The sequence below is a fragment of the Acinetobacter halobius genome, from assembly GCF_044130335.1.
In the GTDB taxonomy this organism is placed as follows: Bacteria; Pseudomonadota; Gammaproteobacteria; order Pseudomonadales; family Moraxellaceae; genus Acinetobacter.
The window spans coordinates 70,267-90,451 of the sequence record NZ_JBIQOD010000001.1 but is presented as its reverse complement, the minus strand read 5'-3'; the positions used below and the strand labels follow the sequence as shown (position 1 = coordinate 90,451).

Sequence of the window (20,185 nt, the reverse complement as noted above, 5' to 3'; positions counted from 1 at the left end):
TTTAGGATAATCACTATTTAAGAATTTGATTTACTTTTTAGTTGCATAGAGATAATTTGATTATATTAACCCTAATTCTACTTAAGCTGATATTTCCATAATACGAAGCATCGGCTTGTTTTAATGACATATTTCATAAGCAAACAGAGATGCATAAATACCAGCTGAATAGCCTGCAACACTTCTCGCTCTAGTCGTCACTAGATTGTAAGCCCCTTTAAGAAAACTGAATAAAGTTTCTATTTTATTGCGTTGTTTTAGATGGTATTCATCTGCTTTTGTCGTCAAAGTGTGGAATAATCTGGTGCTGTCCAACTTAACCACTGAGTTCAATTAGACTTTGCACAAAACCTGTGACTATACGCAAAGAAAGTCGAAAGATAGATTTGATCATCAAACAGCACTGAATTGCTGTATCAGAATAAGTTTGATTTCTTCCATGCTTAGCCTGTGGCTGAGCATACCATTTAGTCTGAGGATCGAACCAAGTTGAAATATTTCCTCGCTTGATTAGAGTTTGGTTATAAGAGGACCAATTCGTTGTACGATAGATTTTAGATGCAGGCTTCTTCATTTAGAAATTATATTACTGAAGAAGTCTTTAAGAATAGCTTTATACAACAAAGCCGAGTAGTGAACCAATAGATAGTAGACATCGATATTTTTGTGTAAATGGCAAACTAAATTGTAACAAAAAAAATGGGCGAAACATGGGCGCCAATAGTACCTAAATTGTTGATTTTTCATATGTGACCACCCATTGACATCGTAGAGGTCTCCAGTTCGAGTCTGGATATACCTACCAAAATTCGTTGATATTTCAACACATTAAAGCCCACTTAAAAAGTGGGCTTTTTGTTTTCGGGGGATATTCGGGGTATTTTCGGGGAATGGCGTAATTCCCCAATGTGGAAAACTCGCCCATTTAAAGTTAAAACCAATTATTAATGAGAACTAATCTACTCAGGTTTAGGCACTTCGTGACCTTCTAAATACTATACGTCATCTTCACATTTGCATAGCCAGCGAGTGCTTCTACACAGTTCTTTCCATAAATATTTCGATGGCTAAATACGATCCCAGCAAATGGTAGAGCCTAACAACATAGGGGGGATTTAACCGTACTCACATTTTTAATTTTATGCTTGAAAAGTAAACAATTCTAAGTGTAAAAGTATAGATCGCTTAAAAAAAATGAGATATTGAAATGCATCCTGTACATATACTTTTTGTTGCTGGATTTGGACCAATTACCAAAGAAGATCACGCAAGTAAATCTTTCTACCTCGACATTCTTAATCTTCCAGTTAAAGCGATGGAGGGAAATGAATCTTATATGAGTACGAATGATGGTGAGTTGGGTGGTGTAAAACATTTTGCACTTTGGCCTTTGACTCAAGCTGCGAATTCATGCTTTGGGCTAAACGAGTGGCCAGAGGAATTCAATATTCCTCAAAGTTGGATTGAATTTGAGGTAGAAGATATTGTTGTAGCTTCAGCTTATATGGTTTCTAAAGGTTACCAATTACTTGTCAATAATCGTATAGAACCTTGGGGACAATCTGTCACTCGCTTTTTAAGTCCTGAGGGTGTTTTGACAGGCTTAACGGTAACCCCATGGTTACGCTCATCTAAGTAGTGGGATTATGATTATATTCTTTTATTTATCAGTTTCTTGAAAGATAAATTCTTGCATACCGTGTGCATTCAGATGACTTTTATCGCAAAAAAATAAAGAAGTTCATCAGTACAAATGGCACCAGAAGTAGTGGTGGAATTTTTTCTTGATGTAATAAAATTTATGAAAATGAATTTTTCTCACTTATGGGTGAGATTAAATCATTTTTATTCATGTGAAGTTTCGGGTATAAATTACACCAAGCTCTTAATGATAGACATTCTTCATCGTTAATTACTAGCCAGACTATAGATAACACTGGATAGTGGTTAACGAGAAGTGTACCAAAAGAAAATTGGACTGTTTGAAAAGAGCATGAAAGAAATTCAGGTTTTATTGCAAAAATAGGGTAAAGGTCGCCATGAGTACAGAGTTTGCATGTTCAATTAAACGCATTCGTTTTGATGAAAACTATCAACCAGCAGATAGCACACGTCTAACAACTAACTTTGCTAACTTAGCGCGTGGTGAAAGCCGTGAGCAGAACCTACGCAATACACTTCGTATGATTAATAATCGTTTCAATGCTTTAGCACAAACAGATAACCCAAATGGTGATCGCTATTCACTTGAAATTGATATCATTTCTGCCGATTTAGATATTGAAGGTAATGGTAAAGCTTTCCCGATTATTGAAATGTTGAAAAGCACAATTACGGATCATCACACCAATCAACGTATTGAGGGCATGATTGGTAATAGCTTCTCATCTTATGTACGTGACTATGATTTCAGTGTAGTGCTTAAAGAACATAATAAAGAAAACTCAACTTCGTACGCACCTGAAAATTTTGGTGATTTACATGGCAAGCTTTATCAGTACCTCGTCAACTCAGATACTTTTAAAGCAGCGTTCAATCAACAGCCTGTGATTTGCTTGAGTGTCTCAACAGCAAGAACTTATCAGCGTACAACCAATGAGCATCCTATTTTGGGTGTTGAATATAAGCAAGACCAATATTCTCGTACCGATGAGTATTTCCATAAAATGGGCTTACAGGTTCGCTTCTTCATGCCGAAAGGTAGCGTTGCACCTTTAGCATTCTATTTTGCGGGTGATTTATTACGTGATTACACCGATTTTGAGCTGATCAGTGCGATTAGTACGATGGAAACGTTCCAAAAGATTTATCGTCCTGAAATTTACAATGCAAATTCTTCAGCAGCACAGGTCTATCAAGCAAGTTTAGAATACCCAGATTATTCATTAACACGAATTGTCTATGATCGTGTTGAACGTAGTCAGTTAGCGGTAAAACAAGGTAAATGGACGGAAGAAAACTTTATCAAGCCTTATCAAAACATCCTTGAGCAATGGGCTTCGAATTACACTGTAGACAGTAGCGCTGCTTAATTTACCTGAAATAGAGATAGAAGATTTAGAATGGCAATTTTATTACCAACATCAACCGCTGGCAGCTTACCGAAACCTTCTTGGCTTGCTGAGCCTGAGAAACTGTGGTCCGCATGGAAACTTGAAGGTGAAGAACTGCTTCAAGCCAAGCGCGATGCTTTAAGCTTATCGTTACATGAACAGTTGCAAGCAGGTATTGATATTGTTTCTGATGGTGAGCAAACGCGTCAGCACTTTGTGACCACTTTTATTGAACATCTTGAAGGTGTCGATTTCGAAAAACGTGAAACAATGCGAATTCGTAATCGTTACGATGCCAGTGTGCCATCTGTTGTGGGTGAAGTATCTCGTAAGCAACCTGTATTTGTTAATGATGCCAAGTTTTTACGTAGCCAAACTACACAACCAATCAAGTGGGCGTTGCCTGGCCCAATGACCATGATTGACACGTTGTATGATGGTCATTATAAGAGCCGTGAAAAATTGGCTTGGGAATTTGCCAAGATTCTGAATCAAGAAGCACTAGAGTTAGAAGCAGCAGGCGTTGACATTATCCAGTTTGATGAACCCGCATTTAATGTATTCTTTGATGAAGTGAATGACTGGGGTATTGCAACTTTAGAACGTGCGCTTGAAGGTTTGAAATGTGAAACTGCGGTACACATTTGCTACGGTTATGGTATTAAAGCCAATACTGATTGGAAGCAAACTTTAGGCAATGAATGGCGTCAATACGAAGAATCATTCCCTAAACTGCAAAAATCTAAGCTTGATATTATCTCACTTGAATGCCAAAACTCGCGTGTGCCGATGGACTTGATTGAACTGATTCGTGGTAAAAAAGTCATGGTTGGTGCGATTGATGTGGCAACCAATACGATTGAAACACCAGAAGAAGTTGCGGATACGCTACGCAAAGCACTTCAATTTGTTGATGCAGATAAACTTTATCCTTCGACTAACTGTGGTATGGCACCTTTGGCTCGTGAAGTGGCGAGAGGCAAGCTTAATGCGTTAAGTGCAGGTGCGGAAATCATCCGTAAAGAGTTATCGGCTTAGTATTAGTGGCCGAGTGATAAAAAGGGCTACTTTGATTTGTCGGATAGGCTCTTGCCTTGTTGATCAAACGGGTAGTCCTCATTTTCATTATGTCGCAGTTTTAGATATAGCCGATCTGATTGAAGTACGGTATCGCCAAATCTAAACAAAATGTACGGTTCAGTGTAGGAGTAAAATGATGATCGAAGCAACAGACTTTAGAAATGCGATGTCTTTATTGACCAGTGCAGTGAGTGTCGTGACCACGGCAGGTATGTCTGATCGTCATGGATTTACCGCATCAGCTGTGTGTAGTGTCACTGATACACCACCAACATTATTGGTTTGTATGAACAAAGCTTCTCGTTCACATGTACATTTTGTAGATAATAAAATTTTAACCGTGAATGTTTTAGGCGCACAGCATCAGCATATTTCTAACGTCTTTGCATCCAAAATGACTTCTGAAGAGCGTTTTAAACATGGTATTTGGACGGAGCTAGAAACAGGGGCACCTGTTTTAAAGGATGCATTGGTTAATTTTGATTGTGAGATTGATGACATTCAAGATGTTGGGACGCATACGGTGTTTATGTGTCGTATTGTCGCTATTCAGCAAAGCCAACAGGATCAAAGCTTGGTTTATTTTAATCGTGCTTATCATCAGGTGGGACAGACAGAAAATGTTTAAACTTGGTTTTATTGTACATGCAATAAAACGATTTATTCATAAATGAAACTTCTTTTATGTTTTCTACATGAGCCTTTTCTTGTTGTTTTGGTATTTCTTAATAATAGACGGTGGGTTGAGTAATTATCATGATTGAAGTACTCATTAGCTTATTTATATAGATAATGTGTTTTTTATTTGATTGTCTAATATGTATATTTTAAAGGGAAGTTGAACTTTAGAATTGCTATTTAGATAAGATATCAACGTAAAAAAATAGTACCAATACCATATTTTATTTTGTAATTATGAGAAATCTATAATTTATATCCGCATTATGGTATACATTTTCACTTTATTTTTTTCATATAGTTGATTGAAATATATAGATAAACCGTCCTTGTAGGCGGTATTTTTATGACATCAAAAAAAGTATCATTTTTTTTATCAATCATGTGAGGTGGCATTAGCAGTTTACATCACAAATTATAATGATAATAATTATTATTCTCACAAAAGTTAACTCAATCTACATTATGAATTCACAATTTCGAATAAAGACCCTTAGCTTTGCTGTTCAATCCATCTTAATTTATGGAGGAGTAATGCATTTTGCTTGGGCAACTGAGCAGGATCAAGTCACAGATACAGCAACACTTGCGACGATTAGTTCCAAGGCAACAATCACTGATCAAACTGAAGGAACAGGCAGTTTTAAAGCAAATAAATCAAAATCTTCATCGAAGTTAAATCTAAGTTTAAAAGAAACACCGCAGTCTGTGAGTATTGTCACGCAGGAACAGATTGAGCAACGTAATCTTGTGAGCATTGATGATGTATTGGCTGCGACACCAGGTGTCACTGTTAGCAAACAAGATAGTGAGCGTTCAAGTTATTATGCTCGTGGTTTTTCTATTACCAACCGACAAATTGATGGCATGCCAGTGGGCGATAATAGCCCAAGGGCAGACAGTTTTTTCTTTGATCGTGTTGAGGTAATTAAAGGGGCGAGTGGCTTAACGGGTTCAACAGGGAATCCGTCAGCGACGATTAATATGGTACGTAAACGCCCAGATAAAGACTTTTCCGGGAGTGTAAGTTCAACTTATGGAAGCTGGAATAATACTCGTGTAACAGCTGATGTCTCGATTCCCTTGACTCAAGATGGCAGTGTACGTAGTAGGGTAATGGCTGCATATACGGATAAAGAATCCTATATGGATTTCTATGAGCTAAAGTCAACTGCGGCCATGGCCATTGTAGAAGCAGATTTAACCGATAATACAACCGCATCGCTTGGATTTCAGTATCAAGACAATGACCCTAAGGGATCGACGTGGGGAACCGTTCCTTACTTTAATGCGGATGGTAGTCTTGCTCACTTGCCACGAAACTTTAGTTTAACGACAGACTGGAGTGCAATTAAGCATAAAGATGAAACTATTTTTGCAGATATTCAGCATCAATTTGACAACGGCTGGATGGTAAAAGCGGCTGCTGCACATAGTACATCGGATAATAGTTGGTTAGTTGCTTACGGCGGAAGTGGATTCCCAGATCCTTCAACAGGTAAAGGTCTGAGTATATGGACACAGGTAGCACCTTACTCAGAGAGTAAAAAACTCAATTTAGACTTATATGCAACAGGTCCTTTTCAGCTATTTGGTCGTGAACATGAGTTAATTGTAGGTTACAGTGGCTTTAAATCAGAGACGACCTCACTAAAAGTTGATCGAAAGATTGATTATCCAGCGGTGATTCAAGACTATCGTGATTGGACGGGGGATTTACCAAAGCCGACCTATGTAAAAACAGGGGCTGGGAGTAAAACCACCACTGAACTATTTGGTTATTATTCAACCCTGCGTTTAAATTTGGCCGATCCACTCAAGTTAATTCTAGGCGGTCGTTTTAATACCTATGATTATAAAACCAAGACATGGTTGATGAACCAAAAACCTGAAAAACCTCGGAGTTTTGAGCAGTTTGTTCCTTATGTGGGGTTACTTTATGATTTCAATGATCGCTACACAGCTTATGCAAGTTATACCGACATGTTTACACCTTCAAGCAAAAGGGATAGAAACGGTAATTATTTGGACCCAGAGATTGGTAGTAGTACAGAACTTGGACTTAAAGCTGAATTTTTTGATGCTCAATTATTAACAAGCGCTGCAGTATTTTGGTCATCAGTCAAAGATCTTGCCGTTACAGATGTTGAATATGACCAAGGCAAAGTTCCGAAAATAGATGATTTAGACACAGCCTATATGTCATCGGGTAAAGGATTAAAAATAAATGGTTTTGAAACGGAAGTTATTGGTAAGTTACAAGACAATTGGAATGTAAGTGCGGGTTATACCTATGTGAATAGTGTGAGTTCAGCAATATCAAACTCAACGACCACAATTCCACAAAACCAAGTTAAGTTTTTTACCAGCTATACATTGCCAGAAAATTGGTGGAATGGGGCTAATAAACTTACTGTTGGAGGCGGAGTCAATTGGCAAAGTGAAATTTTTCAAAACTGGGGAACCGCACCACAAAATGCTTATAATGGCGGAACAGTCGTACAAAAATCGTATTATTTAGCAAATGCCTTTGCGAGTTATAAGTTTAGTGATGAGTTGTCTGCAAGCTTAAATATTAATAACTTGTTTGATGAAAAATACTATCTCAATGTGGGCTTCTATAATGGCGTATATTGGGGGGAGCCAAGAAACGTAACGTTTACAGTCCGCGCAAAATTTTAAATTTTATTTAGTAAAAATAACCGCCTGGAAAGGCGGTTTTTTTATACAAAAATATTGCAAAATATTTACCAATCAATATAATTGCGAACGATTATCACTTATAATTATGAGCTTAATAATATGTTAAATAAAATTTTTTTTAATCGGGAAGTTTTGAGTGTTGCGATTCAAAGCATTTTAGGGGTGAGCATTCTTTCTACTACGGCTTTTGCAGATGAAGTGATCGCAGAGAAGTTAGCTACAATTACAGTCACAGCCAGTCAAACAGAGCATGACCAAAAAAGTGCACCAGCAACGATTAGTGTTATCACGCAAGAAGATTTAGCAAAACGTCCTGTTTATGACTTAGCAGATGCTTTACAACAGAGTGCGGGTATCCATATTAATACGTCCTCTGCGTATGGTCGTAAAGAAATAAAAATTCGTGGTCTAGACTCAGATTACACATTGATATTGGTCAATGGACGCCGTGTGAATTCTAGAGATGCATTAACCCCTAATTATTCAAATGATTTTGATTTGTCATCTATTCCTTTGGCTGCAGTAGATCGTATTGAAGTGGTGCGTGGTCCAATGTCATCCATATATGGTGCAGATGCCCTCGGCGGCGTCGTTAACATTATTTTAAAGAAACCAAGTGAGCAATTAGAGACCGCGTTTAACTATAGTTATGAGCTACCAACTGAAGGGGATGATGGGGCAATTCATAAAGCAAGTGCCTATATTGGTGGCAGCCTGATAGAAAACAAACTCTTGGCAAATTTGGTGCTTGAGGGTGTCGATCAGCAGGCTTGGCGTTCTGAACAAAGCATCTATAAAAATACAGATGCTGCTGAAAAACGTAAAGGCTTTAGCATCCTTTCAAATGTCAGTTGGCTGATTAATGATAACCAGACTTTAGATGTTGATTTAACCCATCGTTCAGATGACCGTAAAGCGGTATGGAACAACTACGGGTTGTCATTTCCGACCAATATTCAAGAAATGGACCGTACCAGTGTTGGGCTGACTTATTCTGCAAATTGGAATGATATTAACAGCAGACTGCGTTATTACTATGAAAACGTAGACTTGATGGATAACTCAGAAATCATCACCAATTTGTATAAAAAGACGGGAGATATTCAGCAGATCAATCATACGGTTGATGCCCAATTGAGCGGTCATATTGGAGAACAACACTTAGTGACTGGCGGAGCCGAGTTCCGTAAAACAGAGTTAGAGCATAATCAAAACTTGAATGGATCTGCATCGGTAAATCAAACAGCATTTTATTTACAAGATGAATGGAAACTTGACCGACTCGCTCTGACCTTTGCTGGACGCTTTGATGACTATGATAGTTTTGGCAGTGAGTTCAGCCCACGCTTTTATAGCGTTTATCAAGTCACGGATCAATTTAATTTAAAAGGGGGAATTGGTAAATCATTTAAAGCACCGAGTCTGTCACAATCCGATCCTACATATTCAGTATTGGCCTGCCGTGGCATGTGTCAGGTAGTGGGGAACCCGGACTTGGAACCAGAAACGGCAACAAGTTATGAGTTTGGTGGTGTGTATGAAAATGACCAGTTTTATGCAAGTTTAATGTACTTCGATAATGACATTAAAAACATGATTGTAAGCGATGGTTGGAGAGTAGGATACCGTCCTAAAGTCATGACTTATACCAATGTGCATTCAGCATCAGTCAAAGGTGTAGAACTTGAGAGCCAGTATGATGTGAATGATGCTTTAGGTATGAAGTTTAATTACACCTATTCAGATGCTAAAAATAAAGATACAGACAAAGAACTCGACTATAGCCCGCGTCATACAGGCAATATGGCTTTGGATTGGCGTGTGAATGATGCGTTGGGATTGAACCTCAACTATCAATATATTGGAAGTCAAATGCTTTATGTGCCTGCCATTTCTAAGAGTAAAAAATCAGATGATTACCATGTTTTAGGCCTAAGTGGGCAGTATCAATTTAACCCAAGTTTTACTATGCAAGCGGGGATTAAAAACTTAACCAATACCAAGCGCGATGATGTCGCACGTTCCATTGATTACATTTTAATGGGCCGAACGGCTTTTGTCGGGTTTAATTTTAAGTATTGATTTAAACGGTTATGAGCTAAAGAAGCGCATTAGGTGCTTCTTTAGCTCCATTTGATAAGAGGAATTATCTATAAAAGTGTTGAGCTAATAGCCTAGAAGTATTTGATTGATAAGATCAAATGAGTAGGCAATAGAACTTAGTTGAGAAATTACTTAAGATAAAAAGCTTGTATATGTAAATGGGTCTGTTATAGATGGTTTAGTACAACGTATAAAAAGTGATATCCGTGAAAATTGGGGTTATTGGTGGAGTTGCTGCTGGAAAAGTAAGGGAAAGTATTGCAGTGGGTTTTAATTCAACAGAATTAGAATGGGCATGTGAATACGAAAAACCCACGGCTCCTGTGATCTACAGTGCTGGATTTCAAAGAGTCATTGCTCGACCTGGGCTTGCAGAATTTGATAAATACAAACTCATGATTCTTGAAAGAGAAGGGGTGTTAAAACTCTTTTATGTTCTTGAGGGTATCTGTGAAGAAGAATTGAATCTTCAACTGAATCAGTACTGGGATAGGTCTGACCCTCTTGGGTATCATTATTGATAGACCACTGAACTTAATAAAATTATATGCTTGTGCCTGAAATATTGAGGGGATTGAAGATCAGTTGAGATACTCCATTTTTTAGATTAATCATTGTTTTAAGGGGAATTATTAAGCCTATTATTTGATATGTTTTTTTATTGTATTTCAAACTTAATGCATTGATTAATAAATAATATTGTAAAATTTTTCTTCATGGGTTAAAAACCCCACAATCGTTTGAAAAATGCACTTCCAAATTTTGTAATATTATAAGGTTTTTATAAATGAAAAAATCTGTGCTCTCATTTTTGCACTTATCTCGATAACATCATTTGCACAAGATTTAGAGTGCCCAAACCATTTAGTGCTATTCAAACAATTTATGCAAGAGGAACTGGATCTTCTCAAGCATGGTGATGTTCAGCAACTCATTAAATAAAATCAGAAATATAATTATTCTTCTCGTTTTAATAGGCTGCATAACGACCAATATTATGTGAATGGTAAATGGATTGAACGGGAGGTATATGAATCGCGGTTGGCCGATGTGTTGGATTTCGTTAGGGAGGGAAACTACTCTGTAACTGGATTTAAACTACAGCCTATAAAGGCGAATAGGCTGATTTCGGTGGGAGAGATTTGTGTGATTCCTGTAGAAATTCAAACGCGAATTTCTGGAGATATTGAGTTAAGTACGAATGATTGGATCTTCTTGAGAAGTCTAAAAAGTAACAAGTGGCGAACATTCACTTATTTAGCGACTGTTAGTGCAGAAGATTTTAAAGTTTTTTTCCCAGATTTCCCGTCTGATATTCAATTGAAATAACACTTAGTAAGTGAAAGATTTATATGAAGTACTACTGTACTGTTTTTAAACAGCCCACGTTAAAAGTGGGCTTCGGTGCATAAGTCTATGCGGTCAATCTTAGTGTTGAAGACTGTTTTTTTATTTTTTGAATTCAGTAATCTGGATCGGTTTGTCTTTGACAAACTCGACAATACCTTCAGCACCTTTGAAGTGAATAGATACGCCTTTACCATCTGTCATCAGGATGCCACTTGCAGCAGGTACATGTTTAAGCATATAAGTTCGATCAGAATTATCAGTCATCATTGCTGTTTCAAAGTTATCGGATGATTTTAGTTCAATGGTTAAATCCATGGGGCCAACAAAGTGAATCACTTGTGTTGATGTGCCTGCAGCGATTGATTCTTGCGTGACTTTTTCGGTTGGTGTAGAAGTACAGCCTACTAGGGCCAAAGTGACGAGTGTCGCAGCTAATATATTTTTCATGAAGTCTACCTTTTTCTATATAAATCATGTGTACATATATACTATTTGTTATATTTTAAGTTTTAAAGTTTCGTTTACATTTGCCTTACATAGTTGCATTAAATGCTTCATGGTAACGGACAATACCTTGAGGTATTTCTCCATTGAAACTCAGGGCTTGAAAGTATTCGCTAGGGACGTCAGGAAGGGTCAGTTCTAGAGAGGTACGGAAACCAAAGTGATGATAATAATTTGGGTCACCCAAGAGCACACAGCCATTTGCACCCAGTTGTTTTAATTTTTCAAGTGCTGTCTGTATGAGCTTTGACCCAATGCCTAAACCTTGTTTAGTCGGACAGACAGAAATTGGGCCTAAACCATACCAACCTGTTGCACCTGTCGAGATAGATCCAGGTGAAATAGCGACATGACCCACTATTTCCCCATTTTCAACAGCAACCAAAGAAATTGTGAGTTGGCCATGTTTTCTTAAGCTGTTCACAATGAACTGTTCGGTGTGGCTAGTATGTTCAGCATTTAAAAATGCAGCGCGAGTCAACGTATCAATGGCTTCAATATCTTTTGGCTGTTCGTCTCGAATTATGATGTTCATTCACAAATCCTTCTCGGTTTAGGGTTGAGCTGAAAATGCTCGTTAGTCTTTGCTCTTTAAGTGAGTGATTTTAACCAACTCTAAACAGCTCAGACCAGTTGGTCAAATAGGCAGGGGAGCGATTGCATTGATTCATTTGCCAGGGTTCTTTTTTCTCATGGCATAGCCCTAATGAGATTAGATTGTTGCCAAAACGCTCTGTAATAGCATCTATCGTATTGGACAGTATTTCACGGTCATTTTGATGGCTATAGTCAGTAAAAAGGTCATGTACAAATTGAGTCTTATCCATAATTTCCAACAAGACAATGCCAGCCTTTTTGTATTTGAACCCCGCCTTGTAAATTTGATCAATGCCCTTCATCGCTGCCTGTGTGATTTTGAGCAAATCATCGGTATGTTCATGCATGTGTATAATGGTATAGGGCGAGTAACGTTCCTGTTGATTAAAACGGCCAGTTTGAATATACACCCCGATCATTTTACAAATAGAGCGATCATGACGCAGACGTTTCACTGCACTGGCAACATATAAGCGTACAGAGGCTTTAATGTCATCAATATCATAAACAGCCTGTCCATAGGAGCGACTACTAATAATCTGTTTATGGGCAACCTTATCGCTCTCAATATTAATGCAAGATGTTCCCTGAAGCTCACGGACAGTCTTTTCCATGACAATACTAAAATGCTTTTTGATTTCACTAGGATTAGACTCAATCAAGTCTAAAACGGTATGAATGCCCATGGCATTTAGTTTTTTACAGTTCTGCCGACCAACGCCCCAGACCTCACCGACCTCCACATGTGCAAGCATGTATTCAGCCGTACACGGGTCCATGTGTGCCAAATTGCACACGCCATTTAGAGCCTTATTTTTTTTGGCTAGATGATTGGCTATTTTGGCTTCTGTTTTGGAACGACCAATGCCAACACAGCAGGGAAGTCCAAGCCATTGCCATGCTTTATCTTTCATGTCTTTGGCATAATCCGTGATATCGAATAAATGCTCATAGGCCGTCAGCTTTAAAAAGCATTCATCAATAGAATAGATTTCTTGTTCATCGGCTGCGACATATTGCCCGAGTAACTGCATGAAGCGGCTAGACATTGCACCGTATAAAGCGTAGTTGCTCGAAAATACCTGAATATTGTGCTGCTGGACGAGTTCTTGAATTTGGAAAAAAGGGACCGCCATACGAATGCCGAGATCCTTGGCTTCTTGACTCCGAGCAACGACACAACCATCGTTATTACTTAACACAATGACAGGATGGTCATTCAGTTTTGGGTTAAATACACGTTCACACGAGACATAGCAATTATTCACGTCAACGAGCGCGAATATTTCAGTTTCATTTTTCATGTTGCTTCTTCTTATTTTTTTAACGGTGGTGTAGACGTTTTAAGTTAAACGTCACTACTCCCCAAATGACAAAGGTTTGATTCTCTGTCGGAATAATATGTTCATACTCGGGGTTTTCAGCTTTCAGCCACATTTGAGGCAAAGGGTAATTTTCATCCCCAAAAATGTCTTTGATGTCCGACTTTGACATTTTGTTCGTAATCATCAACCTTTTAATGGTGGAATCTTTATTATCAATTAAAGCCACCACGATGTCGTAGTGTTTGGCTTCAATACTCCGATCAATAATAATCGGATCATTTACTTCAAGACCTACACCTAACATTGACTCACTGTCTACATAAGCCATGAACGTCGCAATTGGGTTTTGAATGAGAAAATCATTCAGATCAATGGCTTTGCCTTGCTCATCTTTTGTGCTGAAGGCTGGACCTGCGGGAATGCGTTCTAAAGAGACAGGAAGGGAGACTTTGGACTGAGGCAAAATAGGTGTCAGCCCAAGTTGATCCACAAATTCGGCTTGCTGCGCAATTTGCTCAAGCATACTATTGATGGTGGGGCTGGGTTTACCTTCGGGCCCCATGAGATCTTGTAAAGACGACCATGCGTCGTCCGAGAAGTAGATGGGTAACTTCTTTGACATGATAAATACTCCTACGCAACAAGGCGTGTTTGGAAGTGAAATCGGTCTGTTTAGAATATGCTGATGTGAGTCAAAATTCAAATTTTAAAACAGCTAATAAATAAGGCTACGTCAAATCTGGTCGTGAAAGATAAGCATAAGAAACTTTATTTGGAGTGAATAATAGCCCTTTGAGCAGGGCTATTACGGGAAGTGTTTATACCTTTAAGTCTATGATTTAACTAAAACTTATGGCTTGGTTCCTAAAAACTCAAATGGTTTGGTGACTTTAAAAGAAGCATTGGCTTTGCCTGCATAGGTCATCGCTTGGTCTGGGCCAAGTTCTAACTTTTTGGTTTGACCATCTTTAAAGTTAATCTCTTTTAAATCGACCCAAAACACATTTGGTGAAACGGCAGATTCAAAGAAATATAAACCACGTTTATGATCGACCACCGTACGCCAACGGGTTGAGGAAATATTCGGCTCTTCTTCAGTGTTTAGGCCAAAAGGGACTGAGGTGTTACGGATGACACTAAATACACTGGCAAGCGAATGGTCTGGGGTCGCATTTTTTGGAATCGCATTGATATAAAAAGAAGCACGGGCAAAACGATCGGATGCGCGGTTAGTGCCTGGAAGCATGGTTGTGCCACCAATTTGCTTCCAATAGCTATTTAAAGCGAGCTGTTGATCAAAGGTTGGTGAGTTGGTCATCACTTGGTACTGTCGACCATGATGAATCACTTGTTTACCGTTAATATACTCAATAATGGCACTATCACCCGTGGCATCGGAAATAGATAAGTGCAGTGTCGCTAAACGTTTCTCACCCGGAACTTGGTCAGTCACAACGATGAAAGGCTCTTTTTCGAGTGCCTGAATGGCTTCATTCACTGTGGCATAATTATCTAAAACATATTGTGCCCAAAGTGAAATACTTAAGGGTGGCTTTTTAGCGGTTTGTACATTTGGATATTCAGACTCGACTAGCCACAACAAGTTTGCCATGAGCCCTTTTTCATTGACGCCATCAGTGGTGGAAATGTCATAACCTGTTGCAACCACACTGCCATATTTTGATGTCCATCGAATAGATTTTGGACCTGCCATACCATTACGTTTGACATTATTGGGTAAGATCCACAAATTTGTCCCAACATCGCTTTTCCAGTCCATCGAGCGCGCAGTTATGACATCATTATTGCCCAGATAAACCACACGGGTACATGCCATAGCAGCTTCGGCTACTACAAATATTCCAGCGGCAAATAATACTCTTTTTAATACATTGTTCATTATCATGCTCTCTTAGAAAATAGGTAAATTAATGCCAATCACTGGCCCTTGTTGTCGAATGTCCCAATGAAAATTATTCGCTTTATAATCTTGGTCAAAATAACGATAACCCGCTCGGATGTTTAGGTTTCGATTCATGATTGGAATGCGATACCCCAAATAAGCATGTGCAGAAATTGTATTTTCAACGCCAAAAGTTATTTCTGATGCCAAGTTCCAAGCTGAGTCAAAGTTGTATTTAAAACGAGAACCCCAGAAAAACTCGTTCCATGAGGTATCCATATTTAATGTTTGGTTTAAAGCACTCAGGTTTGCTTCTGCTTTGGTGTGATTTATCCCAATGGTGGGTTCTATTACGAGTTTTGGATAATTCTGAGTAGTGGTTTCGGGAGAGATATAAGCTTGATAGTAAAGCCCATAGCTGGCTTGATTCAACTTGGTGCTGAGAGCAACAGGCACAGACATCGCACTTTTTTCTTGAGAGGTTTCAACCGTTTGGTGGTCGAGAAAAAGTCCCCAGCGACCTTTACTCAGATCAACGTGTGCCATAAAAGAATGATCTAGCTCCTTGATGGTTTCTTTGGCAGGTTGATCGACCTCATAACTCAAGTTTCCTTGGCTTATTTTTCCATCGACATCTGCACCAAAGGCATATAGATTCAGATTTAGTTTTGGTGCGCCGTGAAAGGTCTCTGTAAAGCTTTCTGCCATTGTACTTTGGCTTAGAGAAATACCGAGTGAAAGAAATAAATATGTTTTAAATTTCATGTCAGCCCCTTTTTTATGTATATTTTTTTACCACGTGATATAAAAATACAGTATGGCTGATTTGATCATTTTTAGTACAGATTTATTTTAATGATTTTTATTTTAAAAGGCATTTTCAAAATATAAGAAATTAAAGTGAAGCCAAATTTTAGCGAGATGACTTCGTATTTAATGATTAAAACTTTACTGCTTATCTTTTATCTAATTATTCAGGATGTCGGTAGTTAAGCAATCTGAATAATTAGATAGTTGTTGAAGTTATAAAACATCATAAATGAGTAAATAAAAGCTTTAGTGCCAGAGCGATTAATATGAGTCCCATCACTCGCTCAAATTTTTTGCCCATTTTTAAAAACTGCTGTCGAACGATGGGGCGAGAAAACAAAACAGCAACAAGCATGAACCAAAGTGCATTGACGCTACACATCCATACCCCATAAACAAATTGCACTTTCATCGGGGTTGTGGGGCTGACCAGTGTAGTAAAGATCGCCAGAAAAAAAATAGTCGCTTTGGGGTTAAGTGCATTGGTCATAAAGCCTGTCATAAAGGCTTTGCTTCGACTTAATGGGGTATTGGATGCCTGTTCAAATGAAGGATCAATATTGATAGAGGGGGCACGTAATAAGCTCCAACCTAAATAAATTAAATACAGTGCGCCTGCTATTCTCAAAATAAGCATGAACCACGGACTTTGTTGAATAACAATGCCCAAGCCTATAAGGGTATATAAAACATGAACGGAAATTCCTAGACCAATTCCAATAGCCGTGATGCAACCAATCGCATAGCCATAGCGCACGCTATTTCTAACCGTAATGGCGAAGTCGGGGCCGGGTAAAAGGACCGCAAGAAAATGTACCAAAGCCAAAGCTAAAAATTCTGAACTATATTGCATCCACATATTATTGATGCTCATCCGAAACGCGATAGCTCACGGTTAATTTATCTTTTTTAAGTTTATAGCTTGTAATTTCGAGCGTCCCAATTTCAGATAAATTTTGGACATGGGTTCCGCCACAGGGAAATGCAGGTAAATCGCCAAAACTGACTTCACGGTAGCCATCAGCATTTTGTTGAGTCAGTCGGACGAGTTGGCTTGAAATATATTGATTACATAGAAGCTCTAAAGTTTCTAAATCTTGGTCTTCAGAATGGTCTTGTTTGACAAATTGGACTTTGCATTCCTCTGGCCAGTGCTGTGCTTTGGTAGGTTCCCAGCCAAATGCTTGCATTACATGCCCGATTAAGTGTCCTGCGGAGTGTAGGCGACTGTGATAACGTCGTCGGTTGAGGTCAACTCGTGCTTGCGCCAGACCTAATGTAGTGGCGTGATTAGAATAATGAATAATTTGATCATTTTGCATGACAACATGAAGTACATCTACTTCATTGATTTTACCTACATCACTGGGTTGGCCACCACCTTGCGGGTGAAATGGTGTGTTGGAGAGCTGAATGGCAAATCGACCATCTTCAGTGGGTTCACACTTTAGAACCTCTACCTCAGCTTGAGTGATGTCGGATAGATATAAAGCTTGAGTCATAATTATCTCTGTCAAAATTTCGCAGAAAAGATTATAGGAGGCTTCATTATTGATGATAATCTAGTAAAAAATTAAATTACTTTTTCCTCATGAGCACAAATCAAAGTATAGCTTTACTCCAAGAAATGGCTATTTTTGTCAAAGTTGTGGAGACAGGCAGTTTTTCAGAAACTGCCCGACAGCTTGGAAATACACCGTCCGCAGTGAGTAAAGCCATTAGCCGATTGGAACGGGCTTTAGGAACACGGCTACTTGAAAGAACAACACGAAAACTACGTTTAAGTGAGAGTGGGAAACAAACTTATGATCATTGTCTAGAGATGGTCAGAGCCGCCCAAGCAGTGATTGAGCATTCAGGCAAATTCAATACTGAACCGAGTGGCACCGTTCGGATTAGTGTCCCAAAAGCCGTAGGGCATTATCTGATTCATCCCTATATCCCCGAGTTTCTTGAACTGTATCCGCAAATAGATATTCAACTGTTACTGGAAGATCGGTTGATAGATTTTATTGACGATGAAATTGACCTAGCTATACGTATTACCAATGAACCGCCGTTGGGCTTAAAGGGCCGACAGTTGATTCGTATTGATCATGTCTTAGTGGCGACAGCCGAGTATTTAAAAAAGAATGGAACGCCTCAGCAACCGAGTGATTTAAATCAACATCAATGTATTTTTTTAGGTGAACAAGTCAGCGATTCAAAGTGGAAATTTCAAAAAGGCAATAAAACCACCAGTGTAACTGTAAAAGGACGTTATTCAGCAAATCATACGGGTATCCGTCTAGATGCAGCTTTAAAACATATGGGCGTTGCAAGTTTGCCGTATTTTATGGCGAGACATGCTTTGAATAGCCAAGCACTGATCCAAGTATTACCAGATTGGCATTTCAAGACCTATTATAGTGGGGATGCTTGGTTGCTTTATCCGCCTACACGCTACTTAGCACCGAAAATTGAGGTTTTTATCCAGTTTATTGCAAAGAAACTAAGCCTAGAACCTGTTTTGAAAAATGAAGAGACACGGAGTTAATTTGTTAATATACGATTATTTAAAGATGGCGAGAGCATGATAAATACTCGTGTTGACCTAGAGTGTTGCTGAACAATAAAAATGGGCAGAGTATTTTTTAAAATAGCCTAAGCGGAAGATCAAGATTTAAGCCATCGTCTATACATCCAATGTATCGCATAATTTGTATAATGTAACGTTTAAGTCCTAGTCTTAAAAAGACTTTGAAAAGAGATAAGCATCTTAATAAGAGATACGCAATGAAAAAACATCTACTTTATTCTTCTATCTTGGGTTTAAGCATACCTGTTTTGAGCTATGCAGATACAACCAATATTCATGTTTTAAGTGCAACGGTAAAAGATCAAAATATTGCCGATGCACAAGTCATATTACAAAAAAATGGTGAACAGTCTGCATCAACCTCAACCAACGCAGACGGTCGGGCAACGGTGAACAGTAGCAGTGCAAATGGCGCAGACAATTTATTGATTATCAAAAAATCAGGCTATTCTACACTGGTGGCAAAATGTCCTTGTGATGGTATGACCTATGCTTTAAGCCCTGTATTGAAAGACTTAAACAGTATGCGAATCGTTTTAAACTGGGGGCAGAGTCCTTCAGATCTGGACTCACATTTAAGTTATAAAAATCAACATGTGTATTGGGACAATAAACAAGGGCAAGATGCCAATTTAGATGTTGACGACACAGACGCTTATGGCCCTGAAACGGTGACGATTGATAAACGTTTAGATGGGCAATATTATGTTTATTCAGTGCATGATTATTCAGACCGCGCGAAACCCAATACTGCGAACCTGTCGAATAGCCAAGCTAAAGTTATGGTTTATGTAGGCGAGTCTTTGATCCGCTCTTACTATATTCCAACGGGTTTGACAGGGAACTTATGGACTGTGTTCCGCATTAGTCCAGAGGGTGAAATCCAAGATATTAACCGTATTTCGGGGACAACCATTGGGGCAAGCCAAGTGGGTTCAACTGTATCGAGTTATCAAAGCCAAGCGATGCAGGTGCATTATGTTCCTGTTTCAGCCAATGCACAGGCAAGGGCTAAGGCACTGAATTTGAGAGCGGATAAGGCGTATAAAAACAATCAATTTGAACAAGCTGCACTGATTTATCAACAATCCATTGACTACAATCCGAATGTCGGGCAGACCTATAGCAATCTTGCTGTTGCTTATCAAAAGTTGAGTCGTTCATCTGAGGCATTATGGGCAAATCAAAAGGCGATTGCTTTAGCGTCCAATGACAATACCAAAGCGTATTCACATTACAATATTGGTAAAATTTATGAAAATAATCAGGACTATACTCAAGCTAAACAACATTACCAATTGGCAAATCAATACAAGCCAAGTGCGACCTATGAGGAAGCCATTCAGCGAGTGAGTCGCTAAGTCTCTTAACATCGTATTGGCTTAAACTGAATAAACCGTACCAGTACGAAATGCACCCCAGAAGTTGGATCATTGTGTCTAATTCAAAGGGTGCTTTTTTTATTTAAGATTTTCGTGATCTGTTTATGTTGTTACCATGG

Annotated in this window: 17 protein-coding genes and 2 pseudogenes; 9 read left to right on the top strand and 10 right to left on the bottom strand. The window is 38.7% G+C overall.

The window, feature by feature from the left end:
* Nucleotides 1–120: 120 nt before the first annotated feature.
* Together ACE01U_RS00405 and ACE01U_RS00400 are read right to left on the bottom strand one after the other, a co-directional pair.
* Nucleotides 121–276, bottom strand: a pseudogene (locus ACE01U_RS00405) (IS982 family transposase); the annotation flags it as partial.
* An 11-nt stretch (nt 277–287) separates the two neighbouring features.
* Nucleotides 288–574 (bottom strand): annotated as a pseudogene (locus tag ACE01U_RS00400) (transposase); the annotation flags it as partial.
* A 633-nt stretch (nt 575–1,207) separates the two neighbouring features.
* On the opposite strand from ACE01U_RS00400, the gene ACE01U_RS00395 reads away from it, so the two are divergent.
* From ACE01U_RS00395 to ACE01U_RS00365, 7 genes are all read left to right on the top strand, one after another.
* Nucleotides 1,208–1,639, top strand: coding sequence for a VOC family protein (locus tag ACE01U_RS00395; RefSeq protein WP_395553014.1), 432 nt, complete (start codon nt 1,208–1,210; stop codon nt 1,637–1,639).
* A 400-nt stretch (nt 1,640–2,039) separates the two neighbouring features.
* Nucleotides 2,040–3,032 carry a DUF1852 domain-containing protein gene (locus tag ACE01U_RS00390; protein ID WP_395553013.1) on the top strand — a complete coding sequence of 331 codons (993 nt, stop codon included), beginning with the start codon at nt 2,040–2,042 and terminating at the stop codon, nt 3,030–3,032.
* 30 nt (nt 3,033–3,062) lie between these two features.
* Nucleotides 3,063–4,091, top strand: a complete 1,029-nt coding sequence (locus tag ACE01U_RS00385; RefSeq protein ID WP_291372762.1) for a methionine synthase — start codon at nt 3,063–3,065, stop codon at nt 4,089–4,091.
* Between the two features lie 178 nt (nt 4,092–4,269).
* On the top strand, nt 4,270–4,761 hold the full coding sequence (locus tag ACE01U_RS00380; RefSeq protein ID WP_395553172.1) for a flavin reductase: 492 nt from the start codon (nt 4,270–4,272) through the stop codon (nt 4,759–4,761).
* Nucleotides 4,762–5,276: 515 nt separating this feature from the next.
* Nucleotides 5,277–7,493: a TonB-dependent siderophore receptor gene (locus ACE01U_RS00375; protein ID WP_395553012.1), complete on the top strand. Its 2,217-nt coding sequence runs from the start codon at nt 5,277–5,279 to the stop codon at nt 7,491–7,493.
* A gap of 120 nt (nt 7,494–7,613) precedes the next feature.
* On the top strand, nt 7,614–9,596 hold the full coding sequence (locus ACE01U_RS00370; RefSeq protein WP_395553011.1) for a TonB-dependent receptor domain-containing protein: 1,983 nt from the start codon (nt 7,614–7,616) through the stop codon (nt 9,594–9,596).
* 227 nt (nt 9,597–9,823) lie between these two features.
* Nucleotides 9,824–10,138 (top strand): hypothetical protein, encoded by a 315-nt coding sequence (locus ACE01U_RS00365; RefSeq protein WP_086209408.1) that lies wholly within the window; start codon nt 9,824–9,826, stop codon nt 10,136–10,138.
* 928 nt (nt 10,139–11,066) lie between these two features.
* Here the strand turns inward: ACE01U_RS00365 and ACE01U_RS00360 are convergent.
* The 8 genes from ACE01U_RS00360 to ACE01U_RS00325 all read right to left on the bottom strand — a co-directional run bounded on the left by ACE01U_RS00360 (nt 11,067) and on the right by ACE01U_RS00325 (nt 17,608).
* Entirely contained in the window at nt 11,067–11,414 is a 348-nt protein-coding gene (locus tag ACE01U_RS00360) for a putative periplasmic lipoprotein (protein ID WP_151707358.1), read from the bottom strand.
* Nucleotides 11,415–11,499: 85 nt separating this feature from the next.
* Nucleotides 11,500–12,006, bottom strand: coding sequence for a GNAT family N-acetyltransferase (locus ACE01U_RS00355; RefSeq protein WP_395553010.1), 507 nt, complete (start codon nt 12,004–12,006; stop codon nt 11,500–11,502).
* Between the two features lie 70 nt (nt 12,007–12,076).
* A complete protein-coding gene (locus ACE01U_RS00350; RefSeq protein WP_395553009.1) occupies nt 12,077–13,372 on the bottom strand; it encodes a Y-family DNA polymerase in 1,296 nt (431 codons plus the stop codon).
* A gap of 19 nt (nt 13,373–13,391) precedes the next feature.
* Complete coding sequence (locus ACE01U_RS00345) at nt 13,392–14,015, bottom strand: LexA family protein (RefSeq protein ID WP_395553008.1); 624 nt, start codon at nt 14,013–14,015, stop codon at nt 13,392–13,394.
* 228 nt (nt 14,016–14,243) lie between these two features.
* Nucleotides 14,244–15,293 (bottom strand): linear amide C-N hydrolase, encoded by a 1,050-nt coding sequence (locus ACE01U_RS00340; RefSeq protein WP_086209402.1) that lies wholly within the window; start codon nt 15,291–15,293, stop codon nt 14,244–14,246.
* Nucleotides 15,294–15,305: 12 nt separating this feature from the next.
* Nucleotides 15,306–16,061 carry a hypothetical protein gene (locus tag ACE01U_RS00335; RefSeq protein WP_395553007.1) on the bottom strand — a complete coding sequence of 252 codons (756 nt, stop codon included), beginning with the start codon at nt 16,059–16,061 and terminating at the stop codon, nt 15,306–15,308.
* A 268-nt stretch (nt 16,062–16,329) separates the two neighbouring features.
* Nucleotides 16,330–16,965, bottom strand: coding sequence for a LysE family translocator (locus ACE01U_RS00330; protein WP_395553171.1), 636 nt, complete (start codon nt 16,963–16,965; stop codon nt 16,330–16,332).
* A 1-nt stretch (nt 16,966) separates the two neighbouring features.
* Nucleotides 16,967–17,608 (bottom strand): alanyl-tRNA editing protein, encoded by a 642-nt coding sequence (locus ACE01U_RS00325; protein ID WP_395553006.1) that lies wholly within the window; start codon nt 17,606–17,608, stop codon nt 16,967–16,969.
* Nucleotides 17,609–17,697: 89 nt separating this feature from the next.
* On the opposite strand from ACE01U_RS00325, the gene ACE01U_RS00320 reads away from it, so the two are divergent.
* Both ACE01U_RS00320 and ACE01U_RS00315 read left to right on the top strand, forming a co-directional pair.
* Nucleotides 17,698–18,642 (top strand): LysR family transcriptional regulator, encoded by a 945-nt coding sequence (locus ACE01U_RS00320; RefSeq protein WP_395553005.1) that lies wholly within the window; start codon nt 17,698–17,700, stop codon nt 18,640–18,642.
* A 239-nt stretch (nt 18,643–18,881) separates the two neighbouring features.
* On the top strand, nt 18,882–20,045 hold the full coding sequence (locus ACE01U_RS00315; RefSeq protein WP_395553004.1) for a DUF2135 domain-containing protein: 1,164 nt from the start codon (nt 18,882–18,884) through the stop codon (nt 20,043–20,045).
* The last annotated feature ends 140 nt before the right edge of the window (nt 20,046–20,185 follow it).